Source organism: Gluconobacter oxydans DSM 3504 (assembly GCF_000583855.1).
In the GTDB taxonomy this organism is placed as follows: domain Bacteria; phylum Pseudomonadota; class Alphaproteobacteria; order Acetobacterales; family Acetobacteraceae; genus Gluconobacter; species Gluconobacter oxydans.
In genome coordinates, this window is record NZ_CP004373.1 from 705,042 (window position 1) to 730,276 (window position 25,235).

Sequence of the window (25,235 nt, forward strand, 5' to 3'; positions counted from 1 at the left end):
CGAAAACTATTCGCCCCCGCCCGCATGGGCGCCCGCGCTTTCGCCAAAGCCGGCATGTCCGGCCGAGCCCTCATCCCCGTCACCGGAGCCACCACGCTCATCGTCGGACCTTCTGGTGGATGTTGGAACATACACAGCGCCCGAGGAATGGCCGGAATCCGGACAGTTCTGGGGACGCTGGGCCTGCGCGGCCGCAGAAGCGCACGGATCAGGCGTGGCCGCAGCCTGCATTCCCTGTGGATTTCGCAGGCTCAGCCCAAGCACGCCGAGCCCCATGATGAGAGCACCGGCCCCTACACCCCACGCGATACCGTTTTTCATTGTTCTCACGAAGTAATGTTCAGCAGAAACTTACCGTAACATATCTGATCGCAGAAGATAGATCCTCGGCCCTGACGCGTTTCAGTTTTTCAAACCGGCCAGAACGGGTGCCGCAAAGCGCCGGTTTTCCAGGACCGGCAGCACCTGTCGGGCATGAGCGATCCGCTCCCGGTCCAGCGTGGCAAAACCGAGAGCCGGCGCCTCGCCCAGAGCCAGCGTCACGACGCCCAGCGGATCGACCACCATGCTGAATCCGGTATTGCGCGCGCCACATTCCCCGACCGCCACGACATAGCAGGTGTTTTCCAGCGCCCGCGCCACGGACATGATTTCCCAATGCCGTTCCTTGCCCGGTCCGCGCACCCAGGCGGCCGGCAGCAGCAGAACTTCCGCCCCCGCCAGTGCCAGATGACGTGCCAGTTCCGGAAAACGCACGTCATAGCAGGTCATCAGACCCACCTTCATGTCCCCGATCTGCACAACGGGCGGCAGTTCCAGCCCCGGCGAGGTGCGCTGGGATTCCTTCATACTGAACGCGTCATACAGATGCAGCTTGCGATATGTTGCGATGAAGGCTTCGTCGCGCAGCACGAACTGCGTGTTGTAAAACCGTCCATTCCCATCCGGCACATTCACGCATCCCGCCACGGCAATGCCCTGACTGGCCTTGCGCAGTCCCTCCATGAATGGACCATCCAGCGGCTGCGCCGTCTGGGGCAGGAGTTCCGGATTATTGATGTCCTGCGCCAGGATCCCTTCGGGCAGGACCAGAAGCTCGGCCCCTCCCTCCCGCGCCCGTGTGATCAGGTCGAGGCATTGCCGCTGGTTGGTTTCCCAGTCCGGCGCAACAGCAAACTGTCCCAGAGCAACTCTCATCACCGCATTCCATTTCCAAAAAGCCGCATGGACCATCATGCCCGTCGGCACAGCATGCCTGAGCGGCAGGATGGGGTGAAGACGGAATGCAGACCCCGTGCAGGCGATCCTGTCAGACCCCCAGCACCCCGAGCGGCCTCTGATACTTTTTATTACAGAAGAAAGATCGTCATATCGAAAAGAAAATGAAGCAATAATCAAAATGCCGCGCAGGACACAAATCAAGATCGAACAAGTTATGAATAAAAAATTATATTTAATCTGAATTTATTTAAAAATATATTTAATGATTTTGCATTCAATTTTCCTGAATCCCTGTTTGTTCTTTCAGGAAATACCGCTCCCCTCACGGGAAACAACTTCACGATTCCGTGACTTTTCCCGAAATTCAGACGGGAATATTGCGCGTTCCCCGCACTTCTCTGCGGTCTGCGGCGCGTCAGAGCCGACCTGAAAATCTTTTTAAAAGCTATCGCGCCCGAGTTCATGCACATGTTCAGGACATCTTTTGACATGGGGGAATTAGTTGAAACTGCTCACCTTCCGCACGCTGCGCTCCCTGCGGTTATCGGGACGCGGATATCTGTTTCTCGGCACGACACTGGGCGCCATCATGCTGGGCACAGCGGCTCGTGCCGATGACGATATCGTTTCAAAAATGGAACAGGAAATGAGCCGCCTTCAGGCCGCTCAGGCCCATGTGCAGGAAGAACAGCGCGCCATCAATCACGACATGGCCGTGCTGAAAGCGGAAATCGCCCGACACCACGCCTCGGGCAGCTCTGCCTCCCATGCCTCCGCCTCCCATGACGGACAGATTGCCACCGCCCGTCCGGACGCCCGCAGTGACGTCCACGCAGAGCATGGCGAGCGGATCACCACCGCATCCGCGCGCCGTCATGGCCTTAAAACTGCCGAAGCTCCCCAGTTTGCGGCTACGCCTGGCGAAATGACCGCCACCGTCGGAGCCGAGCCTGTCCGCGGCGCTGTGGCACGACGCGACCGCGTTTCCCTCTCCCCCACCGGACGCGGGGTGATCGACACCGACAAGGGCTCGGAACTCGCAGTCGTCGGCCATCGCGCCGAAGACGTGCTCGTCCATTTCGCGGAAAATGGCGTGGGTCCGCATCCGCGAGAGACGCTGGGCGCGCAGTCCGCGGGCGCCGTCGGCGATCACGGCGTGTTCCATCTGGGGCCGGTCACGCTCATGCTCGGCGGTTTCGTCGATACGGCCGCCGTGCTCGAGAACCGCCATGTCGCATCCGATACGTTCAACTACTGGCAGGACATGCCGTATCCGAACGAGCCGCGCTATCACACCAACAATTTTGACGGCGGCGCCCGCTACAGCCGCCTGTCCCTGCTCGCACGCGGCAACATCAATTCCGAAGCCACGATCTCGGGCTTCTTTGAATCCGATTTCGGCGCTGGCGCCGTCACGACCGACCCTTACGAGAGCAACAGCTACTCCTTCCGTCTGCGCCAGGCCTATCTGGCCTATGACGACAACAAGGAAGGCTGGCATTTCCTCGGCGGTCAGGCCTGGAGCCTTCTGACGCCCGGCCGTGCGGGTATCGTCGCACGACAGGAAAGCCTTCCGGAAACGATCGAAGCCTCGATGCTGGCGGGCCAGACCTGGTCCCGCCAGTGGCAGGTCCGCATCGTGAAGGATTTCTTCCATCACCGTCTGTGGACCGGTCTTTCGATCGAAAACCCCGCCACGCTGTATGACACGACCGGCTTTTCCGCCAGCAACGGTGCGGTGTCGATGCCCAACGGCTCCACCGTCACGATCGGCGAGAATGGTGTTGGCCTGACCAATGACACGGCCAATTTCTCCAATGAAATTGCGCCTGACGTCATCGGCAAGGTCGCCTACGATCCCGTCTGGGGCCATTACGAAATGGAAGGCATCCTGCACTTCCCCCATGACCGCGTAACCATGGGCAATACCGGCCATAACAACACCGCCATCGGCGGCGGCGCGGGCGGCTCCATGATCCTGCCGCTCATTCCCGGCAAGGTGGAACTGCGCATGGCCGGCCTCGCAGGCTGGGGCATCAACCGCTACGGCTCCGTCCTGCTGCCCGATGCCACGCTCAAGGCCAATGGCAGCCCCGATCCGCTCTTCGGCGTCCAGGCCCAGGCCGGTGTCATCGCGCATCCCAACCCGCGCATCGATGTCTACGGCTATTTCGGCACGCAGCGCGTCGGCCATTCCTATTTCAACGAAAACGGCAGCTCCTACGGCTACGGCAACCCGGGCTATTCCAACGCGGGCTGTCTGCAGGAACTCTCCACGCTCTCCTGCACAGCCAATACCCGCAGCGTTTCGGAGATCACGATCGGCGGCTGGTGGCGCTTCTTCAAGGGCAAGTTCGGCACCGTGGAAGCGGGCACGCAGCTTGCCTATTCACGGCGGCAGATCTGGTCCGGCATTGGCGGCGATCCGCATACCAGCATGAGCCAGATCTTCTTCGACTTCCGCTATCTGCCCTTCCAGTAAGGGCTTCCGCTCCGGATAGGCTCATCCCCTGTCCGGGGCGCTTTCGTTTTCACGGCCAAAGAACCGCGCATACAGCGTCGGCAATACGAACAGCGTCAGGAGCGTCGAGGACACCAGCCCTCCAATCACAACCGACGCCAGGGGCCGCTCCACTTCCGCGCCCGATCCGCCAGAAAATGCCATCGGAAAGAACCCCAGACTGGCCACGGACGCCGTCGCCAGAACCGGCCGCAACCGGCTGCGCGCCGCCTGAAACGCCGCATCCGCCGCCGCGAGACCTTCCTGCCGGAAGACCCGGATCTGGCTGACCAGAACTACACCGTTCAGGATCGCCACGCCAAACAGCGCAATGAACCCGATCCCCGCCGCAATGCTGAACGGCAGGCCCCGGAGCGCGAGTACGAAAATCCCGCCCGTCGCCGCCATCGGCAGATTGGCAAAGACCAGCGCCGCCGCCCCGAACGAGCCCAGAGCCGCCACCAGCAGCAGGAAGATCAGTGCCAACGCAATCGGCACGACAATGAACAGCCGGTGAAGCGCGGATTGCAGGTTCCGGAACTGCCCGGCCCATACCATCCGGTAGCCCTGCGGCATCCTGACCTTCTGCGCCACGGCCTGCTGCGCCGCCGCCACGAACGAACTCACATCCCGCCCACGAATATTGGCCTGCACGATCACCCGACGGTGGATGTTGTCCCGGTCAATCCGCGATACGCCGTCCGACAGCACGATATCCGCCACCTGCGACAGCAGAACCCAGCCCTGCCCGTCCGCCCGGCGCACCTGCAGATGCCCGATCCGGTCCGCCGAACTGACCGCATCCTCCCGCAGACGCACCTGCGTCGGAATAATCGCGCCCTGAACTGTCACCGGCTTGCCAACATGCCCGCCCACGGCTTCCACGACCGCCAGAATATCCGGCACCGACATCCCCAGCCGCGCCGCCGCATCGCGATTGACGTCGATATGCAGGAACGGCACCGTCCCGCTCCCCTGCAACGCTACATCCGCCGCGCCGCGCACGGTCCGCAGCGTCTCAACCACCTGCCCCGCAATCCGGTTCAGCTCCGACAAATCATCGCCATAGACCGAAATCGCAAGCTGTGTACGCACACCAGCCAGCAGATCATCCATCCGCATCTGGATCGGCTGCGACCAGGAATACGCCGCATCCGGCCGCGTCTTTTCCAGCACGTCATTGATCTTCGTGACCAGCCCAGCCTGCGTGGACGCCGTTTTCCATTCGTCATGCGGACGAAGGAAAATGAACGTATCTGTCTCATTCGTCCCCATCGGATCGGTCGGGATCGCCGCTGTTCCCGTACTACTCACAACCGTCTGCACTTCCGGGAACGACCGCAGAATTTTCTCTTCCGCCGTCACCCCGTCCAGCACCGTATCGAGCGATGCCCCCGGCAGGCGCGTCGAGGTCAGGACCAGCGAGCCCTCCTCAAGCTGCGGCACGAATTCCCCGCCCAGACGCCCGCCAACCAGCACCGCCAGCAGAAACGCCGCCACGGTCACGACCAGAAGCCGCCCGCTGTGATGCTCCGTCCAGCGCAGCGCCGGCTCGTAATACCGCCGCACCGTCCGCACAAACCAGGTCTCCCGGTCCGGCTGGGCATTGCGCATCACCAGCGTCGCCAGCACCGGCACACAGACGAAGCAGTAAGCCAGCGAAGCCAGCAGCGCCATGATGACCGTCTGCGCCATCGGCCGGAACATCTTGCCTTCGATGCCCTGAAGCGTGAGCACCGGCAGATAGACCATGATGATGACGAAGATCGCAAAACTGACCGGCCGCACCACAGCTCGTGCAGCATCCGCCGTCAGCGCGGCAAAAGACTCCGACGCCCGACGTTCCCCACGCTCGACCATGATGTGCTCCACCACGACGAGCGAACTGTCCACGATCATTCCGAAATCAATCGCACCCAGACTCAGCAGATTGGCCGACACGCCAAACAGCCGCATCCCCGCCATCGCCGCCACCAGAGACGCCGGAATGACGGACACGATCACCAGCGCCGCCCGCCAGTCCCCCAGCACGACGACCAGAACGAACAGCACCAGCGCCGCGCCGATCAGCAGGTTTTCCTTGACCGTATGGATCGTCTGCCCCGTCAGGCTCGCCCGACTGTAGAAGGGTTCGAGCGTCACACCCGGCGGCAGGGACTGCCGGATCGCCGGCAGCACGTGGCCGATCGCATCCAGCGTCGCATTCGAACTCGCCCCGGTCTGCATCATCACGACACCAATGACCGCCTCGCCCTGCCCATCACGTGTCACGGCTCCAAGCCGCGTCCTCGGCCCGGCGGACACGACGCCCATATCCCGCAGCCGGATCACATGCCCGCCTGTTCCCAACTTCACCGGAATGGCGCCAAAATCCGCCAGACTGCCCACAAGTGCGCGGCCAACCACCACATTCTGCTCGGCATGATGCGCGATCCAGCCCCCGCCGGAGGACGCATTGTTCGTATCAACAGCCTGCACGATCTCGCTGACCGAGACCCCGAACGCCCGCATCCGCGCCGGATCAACCGCCACCTGATACGTCTCGACCGACCCGCCATTGACGTTGACGTCCACAACACCCGGCACCAGCCGCAACTGCGGCACGACCGTCCAGGTCATGAGCCGGTTCAGCTCCATCAGAGAAAGCCCGGCGCCCCGGATCTGCAACTGCATGATCTCGCCCATGCCCGTCGCCAGCGGTCCCATCGAGACGCTCACACCCGGCATGGTGATGCTGTCCCGCGCCGCCTGCAACCGCTCCGAAACCCGCGTCCGGTCCAGATCAATATCCGTTGCGTCATCGAACTGAAGATAGACCGCCGACACGCCCGTCCGCGACACGGAGCGCAGATCCGTTACACCCGGAATCCCCGTCAGGCTCGCCTCAACCGGAAAGGTAATGAGCTTTTCGACTTCTTCCGTCGCCAGCCCCGGCGCTGTGACCGACACCATGACCTGCTTGGGCGAAATATCCGGCACCGGTTCGACCGGCAGGCCCGGCACGGTCATCACCCCGCCGATCATCAGCGCAACAAGCAGGCCCAGCAGAACAAAACGGTTGGACTGGAAAAAATGCAGCATGAAACCCGGTCAGTCCGTATCCAGCCCGCTGACGAGCGACATGGATTTCAGGGCAAAACTGCCTTCCGTCACCACATGGTCCCCCGCCTTCAGATTGCCTTGGACGACGACACTCTCATCCGTCGCCAGCCGCACCCGGACCTCACGCGGCGCATACTCCCCCTCGGCGGTCTGCACATAGACAAGATCATGCCCCTCGATCGTCTGCACCGCACTCGACGGCACGATCATGCCGTCCACGGCCTCGCTGGTTTCAAGCGCCGCATCCAGCATGATCCCCGGCCGCAGAAACGCCACCGGCCGATCCACGACACACACTACCCGCACCAGTCCCGTCACCGGATCGGCTACGCCATCAATCGTCGTAATCTTCGCCCGGAACGGCTCAGCCCGCGCATTCCCCGACGGACGAACCATCACAACGCCACCCGGCACCAGCCGCGACACCTCATCCGGCCGCAGATCCGCGACAATCCACACACCCGACAGATCCACGACCGTAGCCACAGGCTGCCCCGGCGTCACATCCGACGCCACGGAAGTCTGGATGGACTGCACGACACCCCGCACCGGCGAAATCAGCGTGGAGGCCTCATCCTGCACGATCTTTTCCGTCACGGAGGTGAACTCCTCCGTCAGCCGATGCTGGATCAGTCCGATATCCGCTTCCCGCGCCACGACCGTGCTGCGTGCCTGCTGCACCGCCGCCTGACGGCGCCGTACCTCCCCGGCCGACACCGTACTGCCCACAAGCGACTGCCCGCGCCGATAGGCCAGCTCGGCTTCCCCCAGCGTCGCCTTTGCTGACGCCAAGGCTGCCTCGTCCTGCTCTAACTGAAGATGCAGCACGTGAAGGGAATGATCCGTGTAATCAATAAGCGGCTGCCCGGGCACCACACTCTGCCCCGGCGTCACCCGAACAGCCGTGACCTTCCCGTCCCCGCTCGTGCGGATCACCACCGTCCGCGACAAATCCGCGCTCACCCGCGCCAGCGCCGATACTGTGTCATGCAGCGTCCCCTGCCGCACCACCGCGGTCTGAAGATGCTCTCCGTCCCGCGCTTCGGCCCCGAGCGTCAGCGGCTGCATCCAGCCTGGCGCTTCCGCCGCGCCCGCACGCGACAGAGCACACAGCGCCACCCCACAAACCAGAAAACGCACAAACCGGCTCATGGAATGGTCCCCGTCGCAATACCCATCCGGATGATCGCCGCATGCCAGGCAATTTCCGCACGGTTCAGATCCAGCAGCGCCCGATACGCATCCATCCGCGCCCGCAAAGCCTCGATCAGCGGCGTCTCACCCACCCGCCAGGACCGCTCCATCCCATCCGCCCGGCGCAGCATGGAACTCGCCTCGACCCGCGAATTCGACAGCGATCCCGTCGCCGCGACCAGATGCGCCCGCACCTGCGCCATTTCGTTGCGCACAGCCCGCCGCGCCTCGACTTCCTGCCGCGTCGCCGCCGCCATCCGGTCGCGGGCCGCGGATTCCTGCGGCGTATTCGTCACCGCACTCGGCAGCGGCACCCGCAGATTGACGCCCACCTGCGTATCCCAGGGACTGTCATACTGCCCCTGATCAATCGCATCGACGCCGATTTCCGGATTGGGCATGAAGCTCTTGCGCGCCAGTTTCATCTGGTTCTGCGCCGCAATCACGGCCTGACGTGTCGCCCGCACCCGCGGATCAACATCCTCAACCCAGCGCGCATCATTGGCCCGCGTCAGCGCCAGCCAGTGCTCATCCGCCTGCGTGATGTCCGGCACACCCGGCAGCCCCGTCAGCGTCCGCAACTGGCTTGCCGTAGTTTCGATCTCCTCGGCGGCCATGTCGGCTTCGCTCCGCGCCTGCGCCAGCTGCGCCTCCACGGCCTGCTGATCCGATACCGCGATTTCACCCACATGCCCGGCCCGCTGCACATCCGCTTCGATCCGCCGCAGAGCGGCCACCGTTGCCAGCGCCGCCGTCTGCCGACGCATGGCCATGATCGCAGCCCCGGTCGCATCCACGACCCGCACCGCAATAGACATGCGCTCCACATCAAGGCGAACGGTCGCCGTCTTCGCCTCGGCCTTTGCCACGTTCTCGGTCGCCGTGCCCTGCCCCGGCAGCCAGAGCGGCACGGAAACGCCGCCCTGCCAGGTGATGTAGCCATGATTGGAACCGCTGATGCGGTCATCATAGTAGTCGCCCGTCAGCGTCGGACCACCCGCAAACCAGGACTGCGCCGCCTTCGCCCGCGCATCGGCGGAATCCTGATTGACTTCCAGCTCGGCCCGTACGGGGTCCGCTTTCCAGGCCGCCGCAATCGCATCATGAATGGACAGCGGCGCCCCCATCCCTTCCGACGCCCAAACCGGCGCCGCACCACAGGTCAGCACAGCAAGACACGCAGCAGCCACCTGCCTGCGCGACAGTCCCGCACACCACGCAACGGAAAGGGAATGAAATGCCATCCCCGTCTCATCCCCCGCTCTGCCAGACGTGTCAACGGAAGGAAGCGCGACGCTCACCCCCGCCCCCGATTGCCGCCCTTCACAAACAGCCTTATGAGTCGAAGATAAGAGTCATTCTCAACTAATCCTCCCCTTCCAGAGATCGAACCCCATGCTCGTCCACATCCCAAACATCCTCTCTCCTGAAGAAGTCCGCTACTTCCGCGACAGACTGGAAAACGCCGAATGGACTGACGGACGTGTCACCGCCGGCGAACAGTCTGCCAAGGCCAAGCTGAACCTCCAGATCCCTCAGGACTCCCCCGAATGCCGCGAACTCGGGGAGTTCGTCCTGCGCGCGCTTGGCCGCAACCCGACCTTCAACAGCGCCGCCCTGCCCCTGCGCGTCTATCCGCCGCTCTTCAACCGCTACGACACCGGCATGCATTTCGACGCCCATGTGGACAACGCCATCCGCCCGATCCCCGGTGCGGGGATGCGCATCCGCACGGACGTCTCCTCCACGCTCTTCCTCACCGGCCCGGATGAATATGACGGCGGCGAACTCGTCATCCAGGACACCTACGGCACCCAGAGCGTCAAGCTCCCCGCCGGCGACATGGTGCTCTACCCCTCGACCAGCCTGCACAGCGTCAACCGCATCACGCGAGGCAGCCGCTGGGCCTCGTTCTTCTGGTCCCAGTCCATGGTCCGCGACGATACGAAGCGCCGTCTCCTTTACGAATTCGACTGCTCCATCATCGAAACCCGCAAGGCGCTGCCTGACAGCCATCCTGCCGTCCTCGGCCTGACCTCGACCTATCACAACCTGCTGCGCCAATGGGCCGAACTGTAAGAAAAAGGGCGCCCCATTAAGGGTTCTGAAAGGGCTGGGGACGCCTCATTCTGTTAAAAAAATCCTCTCACGAAACAGTCAAAATAAAACTGACATTTCCGCAGGAAGAAAGAAAAACTCCGAAACAGACCTTCAAAAATATACCTGAAAACAGCAGGATATCCTTTTAACGAACGCTTAATTATTCTATGATATTACTCAGATCTCCTATCGAGAGAGCCAGCCTGGGTGATGGAAAAGCAAGAGGATGATTTCAGGAGAAGCCTGGATTATGTGAAGAACTGGCCTCAGGGCCCCCGCGACGATTTCGTTCTTCATGCCCTGGACTGTTCCGCCATTGTCGCCATTACCGACACCCGCGGCCGCATTCTTTCCGTCAACAGCCGGTTCGAGGAAATCAGCGGCTATACCCGCGACGAACTCATCGGAAACGACCACCGGATGCTGCGTTCCGGCCAGCATGACCGGAAATTCTTCCGGGAGATGTACCGGACGATCGCCTCAGGCCATGTCTGGCACGGCGAGATCTGCAACCGCCGGCGAGACGGCTCCCTTTACTGGGTCGACACCACGATCGTTCCCCATATTTCGGAAAGCGGAAAGGTCACGAGCTACGTGGCCATCCGCTTTGACATCACGGCGCGCAAACAGGCGGAAAACCACCTGAAATCCAGCCGCCAGAAGCTCCAGCATGCCGTCAATACGGACTTCCTGACAAAGATTTCCAACCGCCTGCACTTCTCCCATACCCTGCGCAGAACCCTGCGCCAGAGTAGCGCTGGCTATATCTGCCTGGCCCTCCTCGACATCGATACATTCAAGACGATCAACGACACGTCCGGGCACGATTCCGGAGACCGGCTGCTGCGCAAGGTCGCCGAGAAGCTTCAGTCCTTCCAGAATGACAGCTGTTTCATTGCCCGTATCGGCGGGGACGAATTCGCCATCCTCCTGACAGGCGACTGCCCGGCGCTGTTCGAGAAGATCCTTCTCGAAATCCACGAGCAGATGCGTTTCAGCTTCCGCAACCGCACCATGACCCATGCCTGCACCGTCAGCATCGGCTATGTCCGCGTCCCTCTGGTCGATGCGCGGGAAAAAGCCCTGCTGAAATGCGCCGATCTCGCGCTCTATGCCGCCAAGACGAGCGGCCGGAACCGTATCCGGGAATATCATCCCGTCATGGAAGAGAAACTGGACCATGCTGCCCGCCTGCGCAGGCGTGTCCAGACCGGACTGCGCAACCAGAGCATCACGGTCTTTTACCAGCCCATCTTTTCCCTGAGCACGCCCGGCAACATTTCCTTCGAGGCTCTGCTGCACTGGGACCATCCGCAGCACCGCGTCCTCTCGCCGCAGCATTTCCCCGAAGTCTTTGAAGACCCCCGCCTGACGCTGACGCTGAACACCTTCGTTACGCGGCAGGTCATGCAGGACATGCGCAAGCTGCGCGAACAGAACATCCGCTTTGAACGCATCGCCATCAACATCACGTCCTGTGATTTCGAGGGCAGCGATTTCTTCCGGAAAGTCGCTCTCCTTGCCGGGGAAATGAATATCCCGCTTACCTCCCTGGCGCTCGAAATCACCGAGAACATTTTCTCGCGCCCACATCACAGGCAGATCGAGCAGGAACTCGACACCCTTCACTGCCAGGGCATCCAGATCTCCCTCGATGATTTCGGGACGGGATTTGCATCCCTGACGCATCTCAAGACCATCACGTTCGATGCAGTGAAGATCAACCGGGCCTTTGTGGCCGGTCTGGAACGCCATGGGACAGATGCCGCGATCATCAGGGGCGTGATCGACATCGTCCACAGCCTCGGGCGCAAGGTCGTGGCCGAGGGGATCGGAAACGCCACGCAGGTCCGTGCGCTTCTGGAGATGGAATGCGATTTCGTGCAGGGAGATTTTCTGTGCGAGGCCGTGCCGGTCATGGACATCCCGGCCGCCCTCGAAAAGATCCGCTACCAGGCGCTTCTGCCCCCGGCAGCCGGACCAGCCTGACGGATCGTCCGACCCGTCAGGCACCAGCATCAGAAACGCTGGTCAATACCGGTGAGGATCGTCCGGCGCAGACCATACTGCGGCGCACCCACACCGATGCCACTGCCGTCACGCAGCAGATAGGTCCGGTCGAACAGGTTGGTCACGTCCAGACGCAGCTGTGTGCGCTTGAGGAACGGCACCTGGAACAGATCCTTGAAGGACTGGACCAGCGACAGGTTGAACGTGGCGTACTGAGGCACGGAATCCCCGTTCGGCGTCGCACCATCGGCCCGCAGACCGCTGCCGTAGACCATCGTGGCGGACAGACGCAGCGGATGGCCGGTTCTGTGGAAGAACGAGTAGCTTGCGCCGGCAGATGCGGTCCAGCGCTGGTCATGATCCAGATGGATCCAGTGCTTGCTGGTATAGGCCAGATCGTCGGGATCAAAGTTCCACTGCGCCGTGGTGATGTCCTTGCCGATGGCGCGCGACCAGGAGAAATTGCCGTACACGCTGAAGGCGCCGCGGGTGTAGTCCGTGGCGAATTCATAACCATGCACCTGACCGCGACGGTAGTTGAACGCCGACAGAATGACCGGGGAGCCAAACTGCCCTTCGTCGATCATGTTCTTGGCGAGCTTCACATACGCATCGAAGGACGCATGCCAGCCCGGCAGGATCGTCTGCGAGAAGCCGGCGTCGAAGTAATGATCGCGCTCGGCCTTCACATTGCTGTTCAGGAACGTCCCAGGAGCCGCTGACGTATTGGCGAACTTGTTGAGCGACGTCCCGCCCACGAGTTCGAACGGCGGCGGCGTGAAGTAACGCGAATATCCCGCATGGAACGTGCCACCGTGCCAGGGCTTGTAGACAATGTTCAGGCGCGGGCTGACCTGCTTGGCATGGGTATATTCATCCACACCGTCAAACCGCAGACCGTAATTGATCGTCAGGTTCTTCAGCGGGCGCCACTCGTCCTGCGCATAGAGGCCGTACATCCAGCCCGTCCGTCCGGTGCCGTCATGGATGGTCAGCGGATTGTCGGAATAGACCGCATTGCCATCAGCATCCTCGCCGCTCTGCGGATAGACGGTCGAATCCGATTTGGAAACGTTCCGTTCCACATAGATCTGATAGCCGAAGCGGACCGTATGATCCTTGGCCGCCTGCCAGGTGGCATCGGACTGCGTTCCCGTCGAGAAGACCGAACGTGCCGCACGCTGGGCGATACCGTTATAGACCAGATCGCCCAGCGGATCGGGCGAGTAACGCAGCGAGCTGTAACGCAGCACGGCGGACGTCTGGAAGCTCAGCTTTCCCATGTCCTTCTGCAGGGACAGGATGCCGAAATCCGTGATTTCCTTCTGATGTTCGGTCAGGCTCGAGCTGTCGCCATTACCATAGAGCTTCTGCGACAGGTCACTATTGGCAAAGGACGGATTGGCGAACTGGCGCTGCTGTCCCGGATTGTTGGGAAGCTGGTATTCGGCATTGGACACACCGGCGGTCAGGCTGATCCGCGTGTTCTCATCCACCGTGTAACGGGCATGACCCAGAAAGTGATACTGGTTCGTCAGATCGTGGATCGCGTTGAAGCTCGGCGTGGTGTTTTCGATACCGACACGGTTGTGAACGAAGTCACCCGTCGCAAACCAGTCCCACTTGCCGTGATGCCCACCGAACTGCGCGGACGGGAAGAAATAGTCGCGCGCACCGCCATAGATCGAAACATCACCGCCGGCATCCGAATAGCCGTTCTTGGTGTTGATATCGATCACACCGGCCTGGAGGAAGCCGTACTCACTCGGCAGCGCGCCGGTCGTCAGCGACATGGAATGTGCAAACCGGGTCATGAGCGTCTGTCCGAACACGCTCATGCCTTCCGGAAGCGCCACACCATCCAGACGGAACTGCACTTCGTTATGGTCGCCACGGATATGGATCTGTCCGTAGCTGTCCTGCGCCACACCCGGAGCCTGCAGCAGCAGCGTGTTCAGACCTGCATTGTCACCGCCGGGATTCGTCTCGATGGCCTGCCGCGAGAAATTATAGGTCGTCGCACCCGTCGAAGGCTGAAGGGCAGCGCGGGCGCGCTCGAGATGGGCGTTGACGGTAATGTCATCTTCGCCCGTGCGACTGCTCTCCGTCGTTGTCGTACCATGCTGGTCGTCGGCATGACCGAAGCTGGCGCGGGCGGTCGTGGACTCATCATCCGTCTGGGTTTCAGCGGTGGCCGCGGCAGCCTGGGAAGACGTTACGGACGGGGTCACCGACTGTGCGAACGCGGAATCGGCAAGGGCGGTAGTGCAGCCCAGAAGCAGAAGAAAGGAACGGGCAGACACGATAGACGGCATGAAGCCTCCGGACAGGGGGATACGGCAGAGACGAAAGATTGTCAGAGCGGAATGCTTATTATGTTATATCATAACAGTTCAAGCAAAATCTGCGCCTCTGTGTGCCATTGTGCATCGAGCGTTTGCTCTGTTGCATGAGTACAATATAAGCACGGTGATTTTTCGGGCTTTGCTGTCCTTTTTCAGGCAGGCTGCCCGCTCGGAACGCCCCTTCTTCAGGAGAACCGCCCTTTCCATGACGCTTCGCAAGGCCCTTCTCCTGAGCGCCAGCCTCGGTGCCAGCTTCAGCGCCAGTCTCCTTGGCCCGTCCCTCGCCCTGGCGGCATCGCCGGAAAAGGCGAAGCCTCTGGCAGGCAAGAGCGAAGCGTCCCATCACGCCAGTGCCCATCATCCGGCCGCAAAGCCTGTAGCCCGCAAAGCCGCCCCCCAGTCCATCCAGGCCCGTGACACCGAAACGATTGCCGTCACCGCCCGCCGGACAGACTTCGCCTTTGCTGCCGCCCAGCACAGCCCCGATGCCGACACGCGCCTGACCGCCGACCGCCTGACCCAGCGCGGCGTCGTGACCCTGCGCGATCTGGAGCGCGTGGCGCCGAACCTGACGATCCAGTCCATCAACGGCACGGCCTCGACCAATTTCTATCTGCGTGGCGTCGGCTTCAACGACTTCACGATGAACAACATTCCCACCGTCATGACCTATTTCGATGACGTGCCCTTCGCGTTATCGACCATGTCGAGTGGGTTGATGTTCGATCTGGCGGACGCCACCGTCACCCCCGGCCCGGTCGGCACCACGCACGGACAGTCCGACACCGGCGGTGAAGTCCGGCTGCGCACCGCGGACCCGACCAGCACCCTGCATTACGGCGCCAGTCAGGACATCGCCTCCTATGCCCGCAGCCGCAGCGAGGCCTATATTTCAGGCCCGATCGCCAAGGGGCTGGATTTCCGTCTGGCCGGACAGATCCGGCAGGGTGGCGGCTGGCAGACCGATCCGCAGAACGGCGCCCATCTTGGAGACGCAGATTCCTATGCCCTGCGCGGCAAGCTGCGCTGGCACTCGGATGACAACCGCACCACGATCCTGCTTTCCGGTCATTTCGTGCAGGACAACAGCCAGGTTGTCACCAGTCAGGCCATTCACCGCCTGATCGGCACGACCGGTCTGCCCCAGCTCAGCCAGACACAGGCCGAATGGTCCTCCCGCCCGCAGTTTGCCAATCTGATCGGACGCCCCGAAGGCCTCAAGCCCAGCGAACACAACCAGTTCTGGGGCTGGGACCTGCACATGGATCATGATTTCGGCTTCGCGAAACTCACCTCCGTCTCCGCATTCGAGACCGAGCGGCAGGGCGAATACACCGATCAGGACGGCACGTCCCGCTCCGAAGCCGACACTTACCGCACCATCAGCGCCAACGCTTTCACGCAGGAGCTGCGTCTGGGGTCCAGCAACCCCGACAGCCGCCTGCAATGGGTGGTCGGCGCGTTCTACCAGCGCAGCCGCATGAAACAGCGCTTCTTCTTCGATTACACAGACTATGCGGCGCGCGGTTACATGATGGCCACGTCCTTCTCCATGAATCAGGAGAGCACGTCCGAATTCGGTCATATCAGCTATCGCCTGCCGCATAACGTGACGCTGTTCGCAGGCCTGCTGCACGAAATCGACGACCGCAGCCTGCCCGGCCTGACATCGGAAATTTTCGGCGGCAAGACCACATCCTTCCACGGCGAAAGCACGGCCTCGGCCCAGTTTGCGGGACAGGTCGGCGTGTCATGGCAGGCGACGAAAAGCACGCTCGTCTATTACAAGATGAGCAAGGGCTTCAAACCCGGAGGTTTCAGCGCCAACAACACCCAGATCCAGGCCCAGCTCGACCCGTTCGGCCCCGAGACGGTGCTGACCTACGAACTCGGCTTCAAGAGCGACCCCATCCCCAACGTCCTGCGCCTGAACGGGGCCGCTTTCTACAACGACTTCCACAACCAGCAGGTCGTGGGCACGGTGCTGATCCCGAATTACGGGCCGCTGAGCGAAATCACGAACGTCCCCAAATCCGAAAGCTGGGGCTTTGAGGGCACGATCGAACTGCACCCGGTGCGCCATGTCTTCGTGACGCAGAATATCGGCTGGCAGCGCGGTAACTATCAGGACTTCCTGAACGTCAACCGGGCCGCGACCAACGCCGCCTATGCCAAAACGGGCGTGTGGCAGGCCGTGAACAGCAATTTCGCGGGTGTGGATAACGGCCAGCCAAAACTGACCCTGAACGGTCAGGCGGAATGGCGGCAGGCGCTGACGCCGGGGCTGGGCTTCGATATCGGGCCGGACTGGTCGTATCGCGGCAGTCAGGCCATCGCGGTTGGCGGCACAGGGTTCTACCGCCTGCCGCCCTATTTCCTGCTCGGCGCCCATGCGACCCTGCGTCCCTCATCGGGGAAGTGGGAAGCCACGGTCTATGCCTCGAACCTGCTCAACCGCAGCTTTTTCGAGAGCGGTGGCATGGCGACAACAACCTATTTCTACATCCCCGGACCGCCCCGTTTCATTGGCGGCCGCGTATCGTACGGCTTCTGAGGCCTCTGTAAGCGCTCAGCCGGCAATCAGGCTGCGCGCCAGAGACCGGATTTCCTTAAGGGTGCTGTCGGCATCCATGGGCTCACGCCCCAGAAGATTCATGGCGCGGAAATGGATCGTGCTGAGCAGCATGTCCAGGACCGTGTCGGGATGCTGGCAGAAAACCTTCTCGCCGCGCCGGCTTGCGCGCTCAAGGAAAAGCGCCATCTGTGCGCGCGCCGGTACCACACTCACTTCCCACAGGACCTGGCCGAATTCCGGGTCATGTACGGCTTCGCCCAGCAGGGTTCCGTAAGTGCGGCCCAGAGGGGTGGCCAGAAACCGGATGCGGGCGGCGATGAGTTCATCCACGTCACCGGCGAAGCTGCCGTATCGATCTGCGGGGTCAGATCGTCACGCCACAGACGCATCGCATCAAAGAACATGGCCTGCTTCGTCGGCCAGCGTCGATAGACCGTCGCGGTCGAGACACCAGCAGCCTTGGCGACGCGGCTGATGGTAAGGCCCTGATAGCCCTCTTCCACGAGCACCCGTGCGATCGCCGCAAGGATATTGTCCTTGAGCCTCAGATTGACCGGCCGGCCCGGTGCCCGGGTAGCCGTCCGGTCCCGAGCGGGAACGTGGACGTTCTTTAGCGGTAAAGTATGCGGCACTATGGTCTGTGACATGGTCGTTCCCCTCTCTGGCCATTTCACCGGCTGGCATCACTTGGAATGAACGCAGCTAGTCAGATATGGACGCGCCGTTACAAGACGCATTTACGTTTGTTTGGTAACAAAATATGTCCGTTTTCGGTCAGGGGATCACATGAGCCGTCTGAAGGGCGGCCCGTTTCGCCTGAACCGCGGCCGCATCCATCGGCACAGCCCTGACGGAGGCCACATCCTGGGCGGATATCCCCGCAGGCGCCGCGCTGTTACCCAGAGTGCTGACATAGGCCAGAACGGCTGCGATATCCTCATCCGACAATGCGCGGAATGAGGGCATGAATCCCTTGTAGGGCTGTCCGTCCACCGTGATCGGACCATGCAGCCCGTTCACCAGAACCGCCGCCAGATACGCTTTCCCGTCCGGATTGCCAGCAATCTGCCCGACCCGACCCGCCAGCGGGGGAAAAGTCCCCGGACGCCCCGCGCCCGCAGGTCCGTGACACATCGCGCATTTTCCCCGGTACAGCGCCGCTCCATCCGCCGCCATGCCTGGAGACGCCATGAGCGGCATCAGGCCCAGAAGAGCCGCAAGCATGATCCTGAAGCGGGATTTCGTTGTCATGTCCGGGGCCCTTCCGCAATTTGCGTCGTTACATCAGTTCGGAAAACACTAGCTCCCAAACGCCCCGAAAGCTACCGCACGCCGCCTTTCTCGAAAGCGCAAAGACGCCTATCCTGCTGTCATCTTTCCTGCCGGGCATCCGGCGCAGCCGGCAGAGGTTCCGCATGACCCAGAGCGAGACGCCCCCTTCTTCGGATGGCACCAGACGGCGGGATCTGCTGGCCACCGGGACCGTGGTGCTCGGCTGTGCGGGAGCCTGCGCTCTGGCCGTCCCCTTTGTCGAGAGCCTGAAAAACCCGACAGCAACTTCCCTCTCCGACCGGCTGCTGGACGTCGATCTGTCCTCCCTGACACCCGGACAGGACATGACCGTGCGCTGGCGGGAGTGGCCTGTTTTCATCCAGCGCCGCACGCCTCAGATGCTGGCTGCGCTTCAGGCTCCGGACCATCTGGCCACCCTGCGGGACGCGGACTCAAAAATCCTCCAGCAGCCCAAGGACGCGACGAACTGGCACCGTTCAGTCCGCCCGGAGTATGGCGTGCTGATCGGGGTCTGCACCCATCTTGGCTGCGTGCCCTCTTTCGAAAAACCCGGCTCCACGCCCCAAGCGAAGGGGGGATATTTCTGTCCCTGCCACGGATCACACTTCGACGCTGCGGGCCGTGTTGCCCGTCGCGCGCCCGCGCCCTGCAACCTGCCGGTCCCGCCCGTGACGTTCCTTTCCGACACGAAACTCCGCATCGGCCACAGCGTGGGTGATCCGGGCTTCAGCATGTCCGACATCCAGCAGATCTGAAGACCGGCCCGCATGACTTCGCCCCTGAAAACGCCCGACACAGATCCGCGCGGCTGGCTCGAACGCCGCTTGCCGGTCATGAGCCTGCTGCGCCGCCAGTACGTTGCCTTCCCGATGCCCCGCAACCTCAATGCGTTGTGGAGCTTCGGCGCGTTCCTAATCGTCACAATGGCCTTCATGATCGCCAGCGGCCTGTTCCTCGCGATCAACTACACGCCTGACATCACCCAGGCCTTCGCCAGCGTTGAAGCCATCGACCGGCAGATCTCTTCAGGCTGGTTCATTCGCAGCCTGCACATGGGCGGCGTGACGATGCTGTTCGCCTGCCTTTACATCCATATCGGACGCAGCCTGTGGTACGGCTCCTACAAGGCCCCGCGCGAACTGCTCTGGCTGACCGGGCTTGGCCTGATGCTGATGGTGATGGTCACGGCCTTTGCCGGTTACGTCCTGCCCTGGGGACAGATGTCCTACTGGGGCGCCACAGTGATCCTGAACGCCGTCCATGCCATTCCCCTGATCGGACAGCCGCTGTCCGAACTCCTGCTGGGCGGGGACACTTTGGGAAACGTGGCGCTGCATCGGCTTTTCGTGCTGCATTTCACGATGGCTTTCGCAATCATCGCGGCCATAGCCCTGCATGTCGCGGCGCTGCATGTCGTGAAATCGAACAATCCTTCGGGCATCGATCCCGTCAGCCCGAGCCAGACCCTGCCGTTTCATCCCTATTACACCAGCCGCGACGGCTTCGCGCTCTGCCTGTTCCTGATGGTCTATGCCGGGCTGGTCTTCTTCCTGCCCGACCTGCTGACGCTGGCCGACAACTACGTTCAGGCCAACCCGCTCGTCACACCGCGCGACATCCGGCCGGAATGGTATTTCGCCCCGTTCTACGCGATCCTGCGTGCAGTGCCCTCACGCCTCGGCGGGCTTCTCCTCGCTTCGGGGAGCCTCGCCGTCCTGTTCGTGCTGCCCTGGCTGGACCGCTCCGCCATCCGCCCCGCAACACGGCGACCGATGGTGCGCCTGTCGCTGCCCCTCGCCTTCGCAGCCTTCATCCTGCTCGGCATTGCCGGAATGCACGCGCCCACCCCGGCATGGCTGCTCGCCAGCCGCGTGGCGATGGCCTGGTGGTTCATCCATTTCCTGCTCGTCATGCCACTGGCCTCCGAACGAGAGATGTCGTCATGAGGCGCTGGACCCGGAACCTCATACTCGCTGCCAGCCTGACAGCCCTGCCCGCCTGGGCGAGCACGCCCGCCCAGCGCGGCCTGATGGTTTTCCAGCAGGTCTGCAGCGCCTGCCATGGCATGGAACACGTCACGTATGGCGACATGAGCAGCCTCGGACTCTCGCCGGATGAGATCCGTAAATGGGCCGCCGACCAGCAGATGCCCAATGGCACGGACGATAATGGCGATCCGAAAACCCGCCCCGCCACAGCCACCGATCCCATCCTGTCGCCTTACCCCAACGAGGCCATGGGGCGCCTCGCCAATCACGGACTGCTCCCCCCCGATCTCTCCCGACTGGCCCTGACGCTGCCCGGTGGCGCCGAAGAAATCCGGCAGATCCTGCTCTCTTATGCTCCCACACCTGCGGGCGTGACGCTCGACGAAGGGCGCTATTACAACACCGCCCTGAAATGGAAGCATATCGGGATGCCCCCGCCCCTTCAGGACGGCATGCTCACCTATCCCGACGGCACACCTGCGACATCCGCGCAGATGGCTGGCGACGTCTCGGCCTTTCTCGACGGGGTTGCCCATCCCCATCAGGCCGAACGCAGACGGATCGGCGTCTATGTTCTCGCCTATCTTGCCCTGATGGCGCTCCTGACCTTCCTGCTGCAACGCCGCATCTGGAAAGGGCGCCGCTGACCGCGCCTTCCAGAGCTACATCCGTTCAGCATGGTCCATGCGATGCGCGGCCCGATAGCTCAGCGGCATGACGGCCAGTCCCTGAACGGTTTCGATCACATCCAGCTCGGCATTGCCCAGAAGCCGGATCAGAGCCTCGCGCGGCGTATAAACTCCGGCGACGGCAATGCTGTTCCCGCCGCGCAGAAGCCCTTCATCCATCAGCACGGGGCATTTCGTCTTGCGGGACAGTTCTGCCACAGCCGCGGCAAGGGTCTTCGTTTCAATCTGAAGCATCGCCCGCTGAACCGGGCAGATGTCCCGCGTCCGCGTCACACTCGCTGCCGCAGCCGGACCGCTCAGCAACAGGACGCAGACCATCGCCCCCGCAACCAGCCCCCTGCGCAAAGAAGCAGCGACCGCACGGAACATGATGTTTCTTTCTGGGTACGGACGGTCTGGCATGTCCGTGGCTCTCCGCTGGGCACACCCGCCCTGGACCACAATACGGACAGGCATAGTCCCACAACACAACGCCGCAGCCTGCGGGAAAGCGCGCCCCTCCCGTTCTTTTGAACGCGGGGCTTCTGAAGGTTCGGGACGGAAATCCTAGAACGTCGGCGGCGTACAGGCGCTGATGATCTCGCAGCCTTCGGAGCTGAGGCAGCGGAAACGATGCGGCTGACGGCTGTCGAAATGATAGGCATCGCCCGGGCCCAGGATCTCGCGCCTGTCTCCCACCGTGATTTCCACCTGGCCGTGCAGGACAAACCCGCCCTCTTCGCCTTCATGGGCATAGACCGTGGCCCCGGTATCCGCCCCGGACGCATAGGTCTCGCGCAGGATCTGAAGGCTCCGGCCAAACAGAGGGGCCCCGACCTGCCGGAAGGTCACACCGCCCTGCTCGAACGTCATCAGCTCGTCCGCCCGGTAGAAGATCTTTTCACCGCCCTCGGGGGCAATGCTGAAAAACTCCCCGAGCGTCACGGGAATCCCGTCCAGAATACGCTTGAGCGTTCCGACGGAGGGATTCATGTCCCCTGATTCGATGAGGGAGATCGTGGAATTGGTCACACCGGTCCGCTTGGCCAGTTCGCGCTGGGACAGGTTCCGTGCCGTCCGCACAAATCGCAGGCGTGCTCCCAGATCCATCCCTTTGTATCCTCCCCGGCCTCTTGCGTGTCACCAGTATGTCATATCGAAACAGAAAGGAAACCTTGAAAATCAGAATACCGGGGGGTGGTACAATTTTTCTGCGCCACTCAGGGGAGAAAGCGCCCTCCATGCGGGAACGTCTGGCCCAAAAGGCCGTTCTGGAGTAAATACGCAGTCGGAGCAACGTGTTCTGCAAGACCTGAGGAACGCGGAGACTTCCGAATATTCTGGTCACGGCTCCGAGAGTCTGCGCAGGGACATCAGGAACAGGGTGGATTACAGATGCTGTACGCTTCGACGGGATGTTTCACTCTCACGGTGATCATGGGCGTCTGGCTCGCCATTTTCGCGGCCCGGTACAAACGCCCCTTCAGCTTCCTCACGCCCGTGCATGTCGGCTCGGCCATTGTGGGCTCGGTCTTTCTGGTCATCGCCATCAGCAACGGCGACAGCCGGCTCATGCTGAACGTGGCGCTTGCCGTGGCCATCGCCGCCTTCGGTGTGCTGATGGCCTTCTTCCGCAGGCGCGGCGCCATGATCGCGCCGCTCTATATGTGTCACATCCTGCTGGCGGTGATGTTCTATTTTTCGATGGTCTGCTTCACCATCTTCCCGAATTTCGGCCTCGACTGATCGTTCTTACAGAGCCGAAAGGCTCTTCCAGATCATATAGGCCGCAACAGTGAAAATGACGCACGCAAAGAACGTCGTCAGCGCTGCACCGGAACCCGACAGACGCTTCGCCGCCCGGGTTCCGAGGAAACTGCCCACAATTCCCCCCGCCACGAACAGCGCACCCATCACCCAGTCCACATAGCCCGAGAGCATGTAACTCAGCGCCGTACTGGCCCCCAGCGCGGCCACGGCCACAAGAGACGTCCCCACCGCATTGAGAATGGGCATCCGCGTGCAGGCAATGAGCGCGGGTACGATCAGAAACCCGCCGCCAATCCCGAAAAACCCGGACAGCACACCCGTCCCGGCCCCGGCCATCATGACGCGCGGCATGTTCTGGCGGTTACACGCCGCCCCCGCCTCACCCTTGTTGCGCCGCCCCCGCAGCATGAGAACGCCCACCACGACCATCAGCAGCGCAAAGCAGAGCAGCAGCTTCTGCCCGTTCACCGCCTTGCCGAATGCCGCCCCGATGAGCGCACCCACCACACCGCAGGGCGCGAAAATGGCAGCGCATTTCCATTTGACCGTTCCCGCCCGGGCATGGCTGACCAGCCCGGTCAGCGCGTTGACCGCCACGGCCATCGCGCTCGTCCCGATCGCGACATGGGGGTTTTTCACCCCCACCACATAGACCATCAGGGGAACGGCAAGGATGGAGCCGCCACCGCCGATCAGGCCCAGCGTAAACCCGATCAGGACACCGCAGGCCAGTTCAAGCGCAATATGCACAACCGGTTCAGCCGCCCTTCTTCACGTTCAGCGGCTTGGGGGCAACCATGAGTTCGCGCCCCTTGAGCATACCGTCCCAGTACATCAGCGGCATGACATATTTCTTGAGCCACCAGGCCAGACGCGTCGGCTTCTGCCCGTTGAGCAGCCATTTCGGCAGCGTCGGCGCCAGCTTGCCGCCATAGCGGAACTCGGCCAGCACGATCCGCCCGTTCTCCACCGTCAGCGGACAGGCACCATAGCCCTCATATTCCGAAACCGGAGCCTGATGCTTCAGGAACGCCAGCACATTGGTCGCAACCACAGGCGCCTGCACCCGGACCGCGGCAGCCGTCTTGGCCGAAGACGTCCCGATCACGTCACCAATGGCGAACACATCCGGAAAACGCACATGCTGCAACGTCGCCGGATTGACCTCGACGAACCCGTCCGAACCCGCCAACGCACTCTCGCGGATCACCTGCGGCGCACTCTGCGGCGGCACGACATGCAGCATGTCGAACTTGCGCTCCACGCGCTCCACACCGTCCCCGACCTTGCGTTCAAAGGTCGCCGTGCGGTTCGGGCCGTCTACCGCCACAAGCTTCGATCCGGTGTGCAGCCCGACGTGATAGCGCTTGATGTATTCCATCAGCGGCGGCACGAATTCCTTCACGCCAAACAGCCCCGGCGTGGCCGTGTCGAACTCGACCGAAATGCTGTCCAGCACGCCACGGCGCTTCCAGGCGTCACAGGACAGATACACGGCCTTCTGCGGTGCACCGGCACATTTGATCGGCATGGGCGGCTGCGTGAAGATCGCCGTCCCGCTCTTGAGCTGCTGCACGAGCTGCCAGGTATAGGGCGCCAGGTCGAAGCGGTAATTCGACGTCACACCGTTCTTGCCCAGCGTCTCCACCAGACCCGGAATGGCATCCCAGTTCAGCGTAATCCCCGTCGCCACGATCAGCGCGTCATAGGAGACGACCGAACCGTCTCCCAGAACCACTTCCCGCACATCCGGCCGGAACAGCTTCGCCGCCTGCCGCACCCAGACAACGTCCTTGGGCATGACGTCCGCTTCCTTGCGGCGCGTCTGGGCCGCCTGAAAAACGCCCCCGCCCACAAGCGTCCAGCCCGGCTGGTAAAAATGCTCGTTCGACGGCTCAACCACACCGATGGACAGATGGCTGTTGCGCTTGAGCAGGCTGCCCGCAACCGACAGGCCACCCGCACCACCGCCAATAATCAGCACCTGAAAATGCGCTGCTCCCTTGCGCGGAGCCGCGGACGGTGCCGCAACACTTTCGATCCGCCCCCGCAGACCGCTGATATCCACCCCGGCCTTGGCCGCCGCCGCGAAAATCTCCGCAGCCGGGCGCTTGCCTGCCTCGGCCAGAGCCCAGATCTGCGCCGCCCGGGTCCCGGAACGGCAATAACCGACAACCGGGCCCGGAAGCGTGGCCAGAGCCGTACGCGTCTGCGCGACCTGAGCCTCATCCGGCACTGTTCCAGCCTTCACGGGAATTGCGGCGAATGCCAGCCCGGCCTCTTTGGCTGCTTCTTCAATCACCGTCATTTCCGGCTGGTCCGGGGCTTCCCCGTCAGGACGGAAACACAGGATCGTGCGAAAACCCTCCGCCTTCAGATCCGCAATATCCTGCACGGCAATCTGGGGGGAAACGGCGTAGCTGTCGGTCAGATGACGGGTTGGCATGGGAACTCCAGAAACGGCTAAAT

The 25,235-nt window shown here is 62.3% G+C and carries 21 protein-coding genes; 8 read left to right on the forward strand and 13 right to left on the reverse strand.

All coding sequences use genetic code 11. From position 1 onward, the window contains the following. Positions 1-6: 6 nt before the first annotated feature. Together GLS_RS03220 and GLS_RS03225 are read right to left on the reverse strand one after the other, a co-directional pair. The gene (locus GLS_RS03220; RefSeq protein WP_041111130.1) at positions 7-321 is read right to left on the reverse strand and encodes a hypothetical protein; all 315 of its coding nucleotides are present in this window, start codon (positions 319-321) and stop codon (positions 7-9) included. Positions 322-402: 81 nt separating this feature from the next. Continuing rightward, entirely contained in the window at positions 403-1,197 is a 795-nt protein-coding gene (locus GLS_RS03225; RefSeq protein ID WP_193363841.1) for a deaminated glutathione amidase, read from the reverse strand. A gap of 526 nt (positions 1,198-1,723) precedes the next feature. Here GLS_RS03225 and GLS_RS03230 point away from each other — a divergent pair. Then, positions 1,724-3,703 (forward strand): hypothetical protein, encoded by a 1,980-nt coding sequence (locus tag GLS_RS03230; protein ID WP_041111132.1) that lies wholly within the window; start codon positions 1,724-1,726, stop codon positions 3,701-3,703. Between the two features lie 21 nt (positions 3,704-3,724). On the opposite strand, the gene GLS_RS03235 is transcribed toward GLS_RS03230, so the two are convergent. Genes GLS_RS03235 through GLS_RS03245 form a run of 3 tightly spaced genes read right to left on the reverse strand, consistent with a single transcriptional unit; the run spans position 3,725 to position 9,144 of the window. Then, complete coding sequence (locus tag GLS_RS03235; RefSeq protein ID WP_041111134.1) at positions 3,725-6,802, reverse strand: efflux RND transporter permease subunit; 3,078 nt, start codon at positions 6,800-6,802, stop codon at positions 3,725-3,727. A 9-nt stretch (positions 6,803-6,811) separates the two neighbouring features. Then, positions 6,812-7,975, reverse strand: a complete 1,164-nt coding sequence (locus tag GLS_RS03240; protein WP_080691884.1) for an efflux RND transporter periplasmic adaptor subunit — start codon at positions 7,973-7,975, stop codon at positions 6,812-6,814. Then, on the reverse strand, positions 7,972-9,144 hold the full coding sequence (locus GLS_RS03245; RefSeq protein ID WP_052327609.1) for a TolC family protein: 1,173 nt from the start codon (positions 9,142-9,144) through the stop codon (positions 7,972-7,974). The genes GLS_RS03240 and GLS_RS03245 overlap by 4 nt, the downstream gene beginning before the upstream one ends. A gap of 268 nt (positions 9,145-9,412) precedes the next feature. Between GLS_RS03245 and GLS_RS03250 the strand changes: the two genes are divergently transcribed. Then, positions 9,413-10,096 (forward strand): Fe2+-dependent dioxygenase, encoded by a 684-nt coding sequence (locus tag GLS_RS03250; RefSeq protein ID WP_041111136.1) that lies wholly within the window; start codon positions 9,413-9,415, stop codon positions 10,094-10,096. Positions 10,097-10,369: 273 nt separating this feature from the next. After that, positions 10,370-12,106 (forward strand): putative bifunctional diguanylate cyclase/phosphodiesterase, encoded by a 1,737-nt coding sequence (locus GLS_RS03255; protein ID WP_226986627.1) that lies wholly within the window; start codon positions 10,370-10,372, stop codon positions 12,104-12,106. 29 nt (positions 12,107-12,135) lie between these two features. Here the strand turns inward: GLS_RS03255 and GLS_RS03260 are convergent, their stop codons facing one another. Continuing rightward, complete coding sequence (locus GLS_RS03260; RefSeq protein ID WP_041111140.1) at positions 12,136-14,442, reverse strand: TonB-dependent receptor; 2,307 nt, start codon at positions 14,440-14,442, stop codon at positions 12,136-12,138. A 235-nt stretch (positions 14,443-14,677) separates the two neighbouring features. On the opposite strand from GLS_RS03260, the gene GLS_RS03265 reads away from it, so the two are divergent. Further along, positions 14,678-17,026, forward strand: coding sequence for a TonB-dependent receptor (locus tag GLS_RS03265; RefSeq protein ID WP_041111142.1), 2,349 nt, complete (start codon positions 14,678-14,680; stop codon positions 17,024-17,026). A 15-nt stretch (positions 17,027-17,041) separates the two neighbouring features. Here GLS_RS03265 and GLS_RS13495 read toward each other — a convergent pair whose 3' ends face one another. The 3 genes from GLS_RS13495 to GLS_RS03275 all read right to left on the reverse strand — a co-directional run bounded on the left by GLS_RS13495 (position 17,042) and on the right by GLS_RS03275 (position 18,298). Further along, positions 17,042-17,365 (reverse strand): TetR-like C-terminal domain-containing protein, encoded by a 324-nt coding sequence (locus GLS_RS13495; RefSeq protein ID WP_226986668.1) that lies wholly within the window; start codon positions 17,363-17,365, stop codon positions 17,042-17,044. Next, a complete protein-coding gene (locus GLS_RS03270; protein ID WP_226986628.1) occupies positions 17,257-17,694 on the reverse strand; it encodes a TetR/AcrR family transcriptional regulator in 438 nt (145 codons plus the stop codon). The genes GLS_RS13495 and GLS_RS03270 overlap by 109 nt, the downstream gene beginning before the upstream one ends. Positions 17,695-17,821: 127 nt before the next feature. Continuing rightward, on the reverse strand, positions 17,822-18,298 hold the full coding sequence (locus tag GLS_RS03275) for a c-type cytochrome (protein ID WP_041111145.1): 477 nt from the start codon (positions 18,296-18,298) through the stop codon (positions 17,822-17,824). A 164-nt stretch (positions 18,299-18,462) separates the two neighbouring features. Between GLS_RS03275 and petA the strand changes: the two genes are divergently transcribed. The 3 genes from petA to GLS_RS03290 are packed head-to-tail and all read left to right on the forward strand — an operon-like array spanning position 18,463 to position 20,975. Then, the gene (gene petA / locus GLS_RS03280) at positions 18,463-19,095 is read left to right on the forward strand and encodes a ubiquinol-cytochrome c reductase iron-sulfur subunit (protein WP_041111147.1); all 633 of its coding nucleotides are present in this window, start codon (positions 18,463-18,465) and stop codon (positions 19,093-19,095) included. A 12-nt stretch (positions 19,096-19,107) separates the two neighbouring features. Then, positions 19,108-20,286, forward strand: a complete 1,179-nt coding sequence (locus GLS_RS03285; protein ID WP_052327442.1) for a cytochrome b — start codon at positions 19,108-19,110, stop codon at positions 20,284-20,286. After that, a complete protein-coding gene (locus GLS_RS03290) occupies positions 20,283-20,975 on the forward strand; it encodes a cytochrome c1 (protein ID WP_041111148.1) in 693 nt (230 codons plus the stop codon). The genes GLS_RS03285 and GLS_RS03290 overlap by 4 nt, the downstream gene beginning before the upstream one ends. Before the next feature lie 15 nt (positions 20,976-20,990). On the opposite strand, the gene GLS_RS03295 is transcribed toward GLS_RS03290, so the two are convergent. Further along, positions 20,991-21,386: an STN domain-containing protein gene (locus GLS_RS03295; protein ID WP_052327443.1), complete on the reverse strand. Its 396-nt coding sequence runs from the start codon at positions 21,384-21,386 to the stop codon at positions 20,991-20,993. Positions 21,387-21,563: 177 nt separating this feature from the next. Continuing rightward, complete coding sequence (locus GLS_RS03300; RefSeq protein WP_011252146.1) at positions 21,564-22,106, reverse strand: cupin domain-containing protein; 543 nt, start codon at positions 22,104-22,106, stop codon at positions 21,564-21,566. Positions 22,107-22,391: 285 nt separating this feature from the next. On the opposite strand from GLS_RS03300, the gene GLS_RS03305 reads away from it, so the two are divergent. After that, entirely contained in the window at positions 22,392-22,742 is a 351-nt protein-coding gene (locus GLS_RS03305) for a hypothetical protein (RefSeq protein WP_011252147.1), read from the forward strand. A 6-nt stretch (positions 22,743-22,748) separates the two neighbouring features. Here GLS_RS03305 and GLS_RS03310 read toward each other — a convergent pair whose 3' ends face one another. After that, complete coding sequence (locus tag GLS_RS03310) at positions 22,749-23,516, reverse strand: sulfite exporter TauE/SafE family protein (RefSeq protein WP_041111151.1); 768 nt, start codon at positions 23,514-23,516, stop codon at positions 22,749-22,751. Positions 23,517-23,523: 7 nt separating this feature from the next. Next, on the reverse strand, positions 23,524-25,212 hold the full coding sequence (locus GLS_RS03315) for a bifunctional protein tyrosine phosphatase family protein/NAD(P)/FAD-dependent oxidoreductase (protein WP_041111153.1): 1,689 nt from the start codon (positions 25,210-25,212) through the stop codon (positions 23,524-23,526). Between the last annotated feature and the right edge of the window lie 23 nt (positions 25,213-25,235).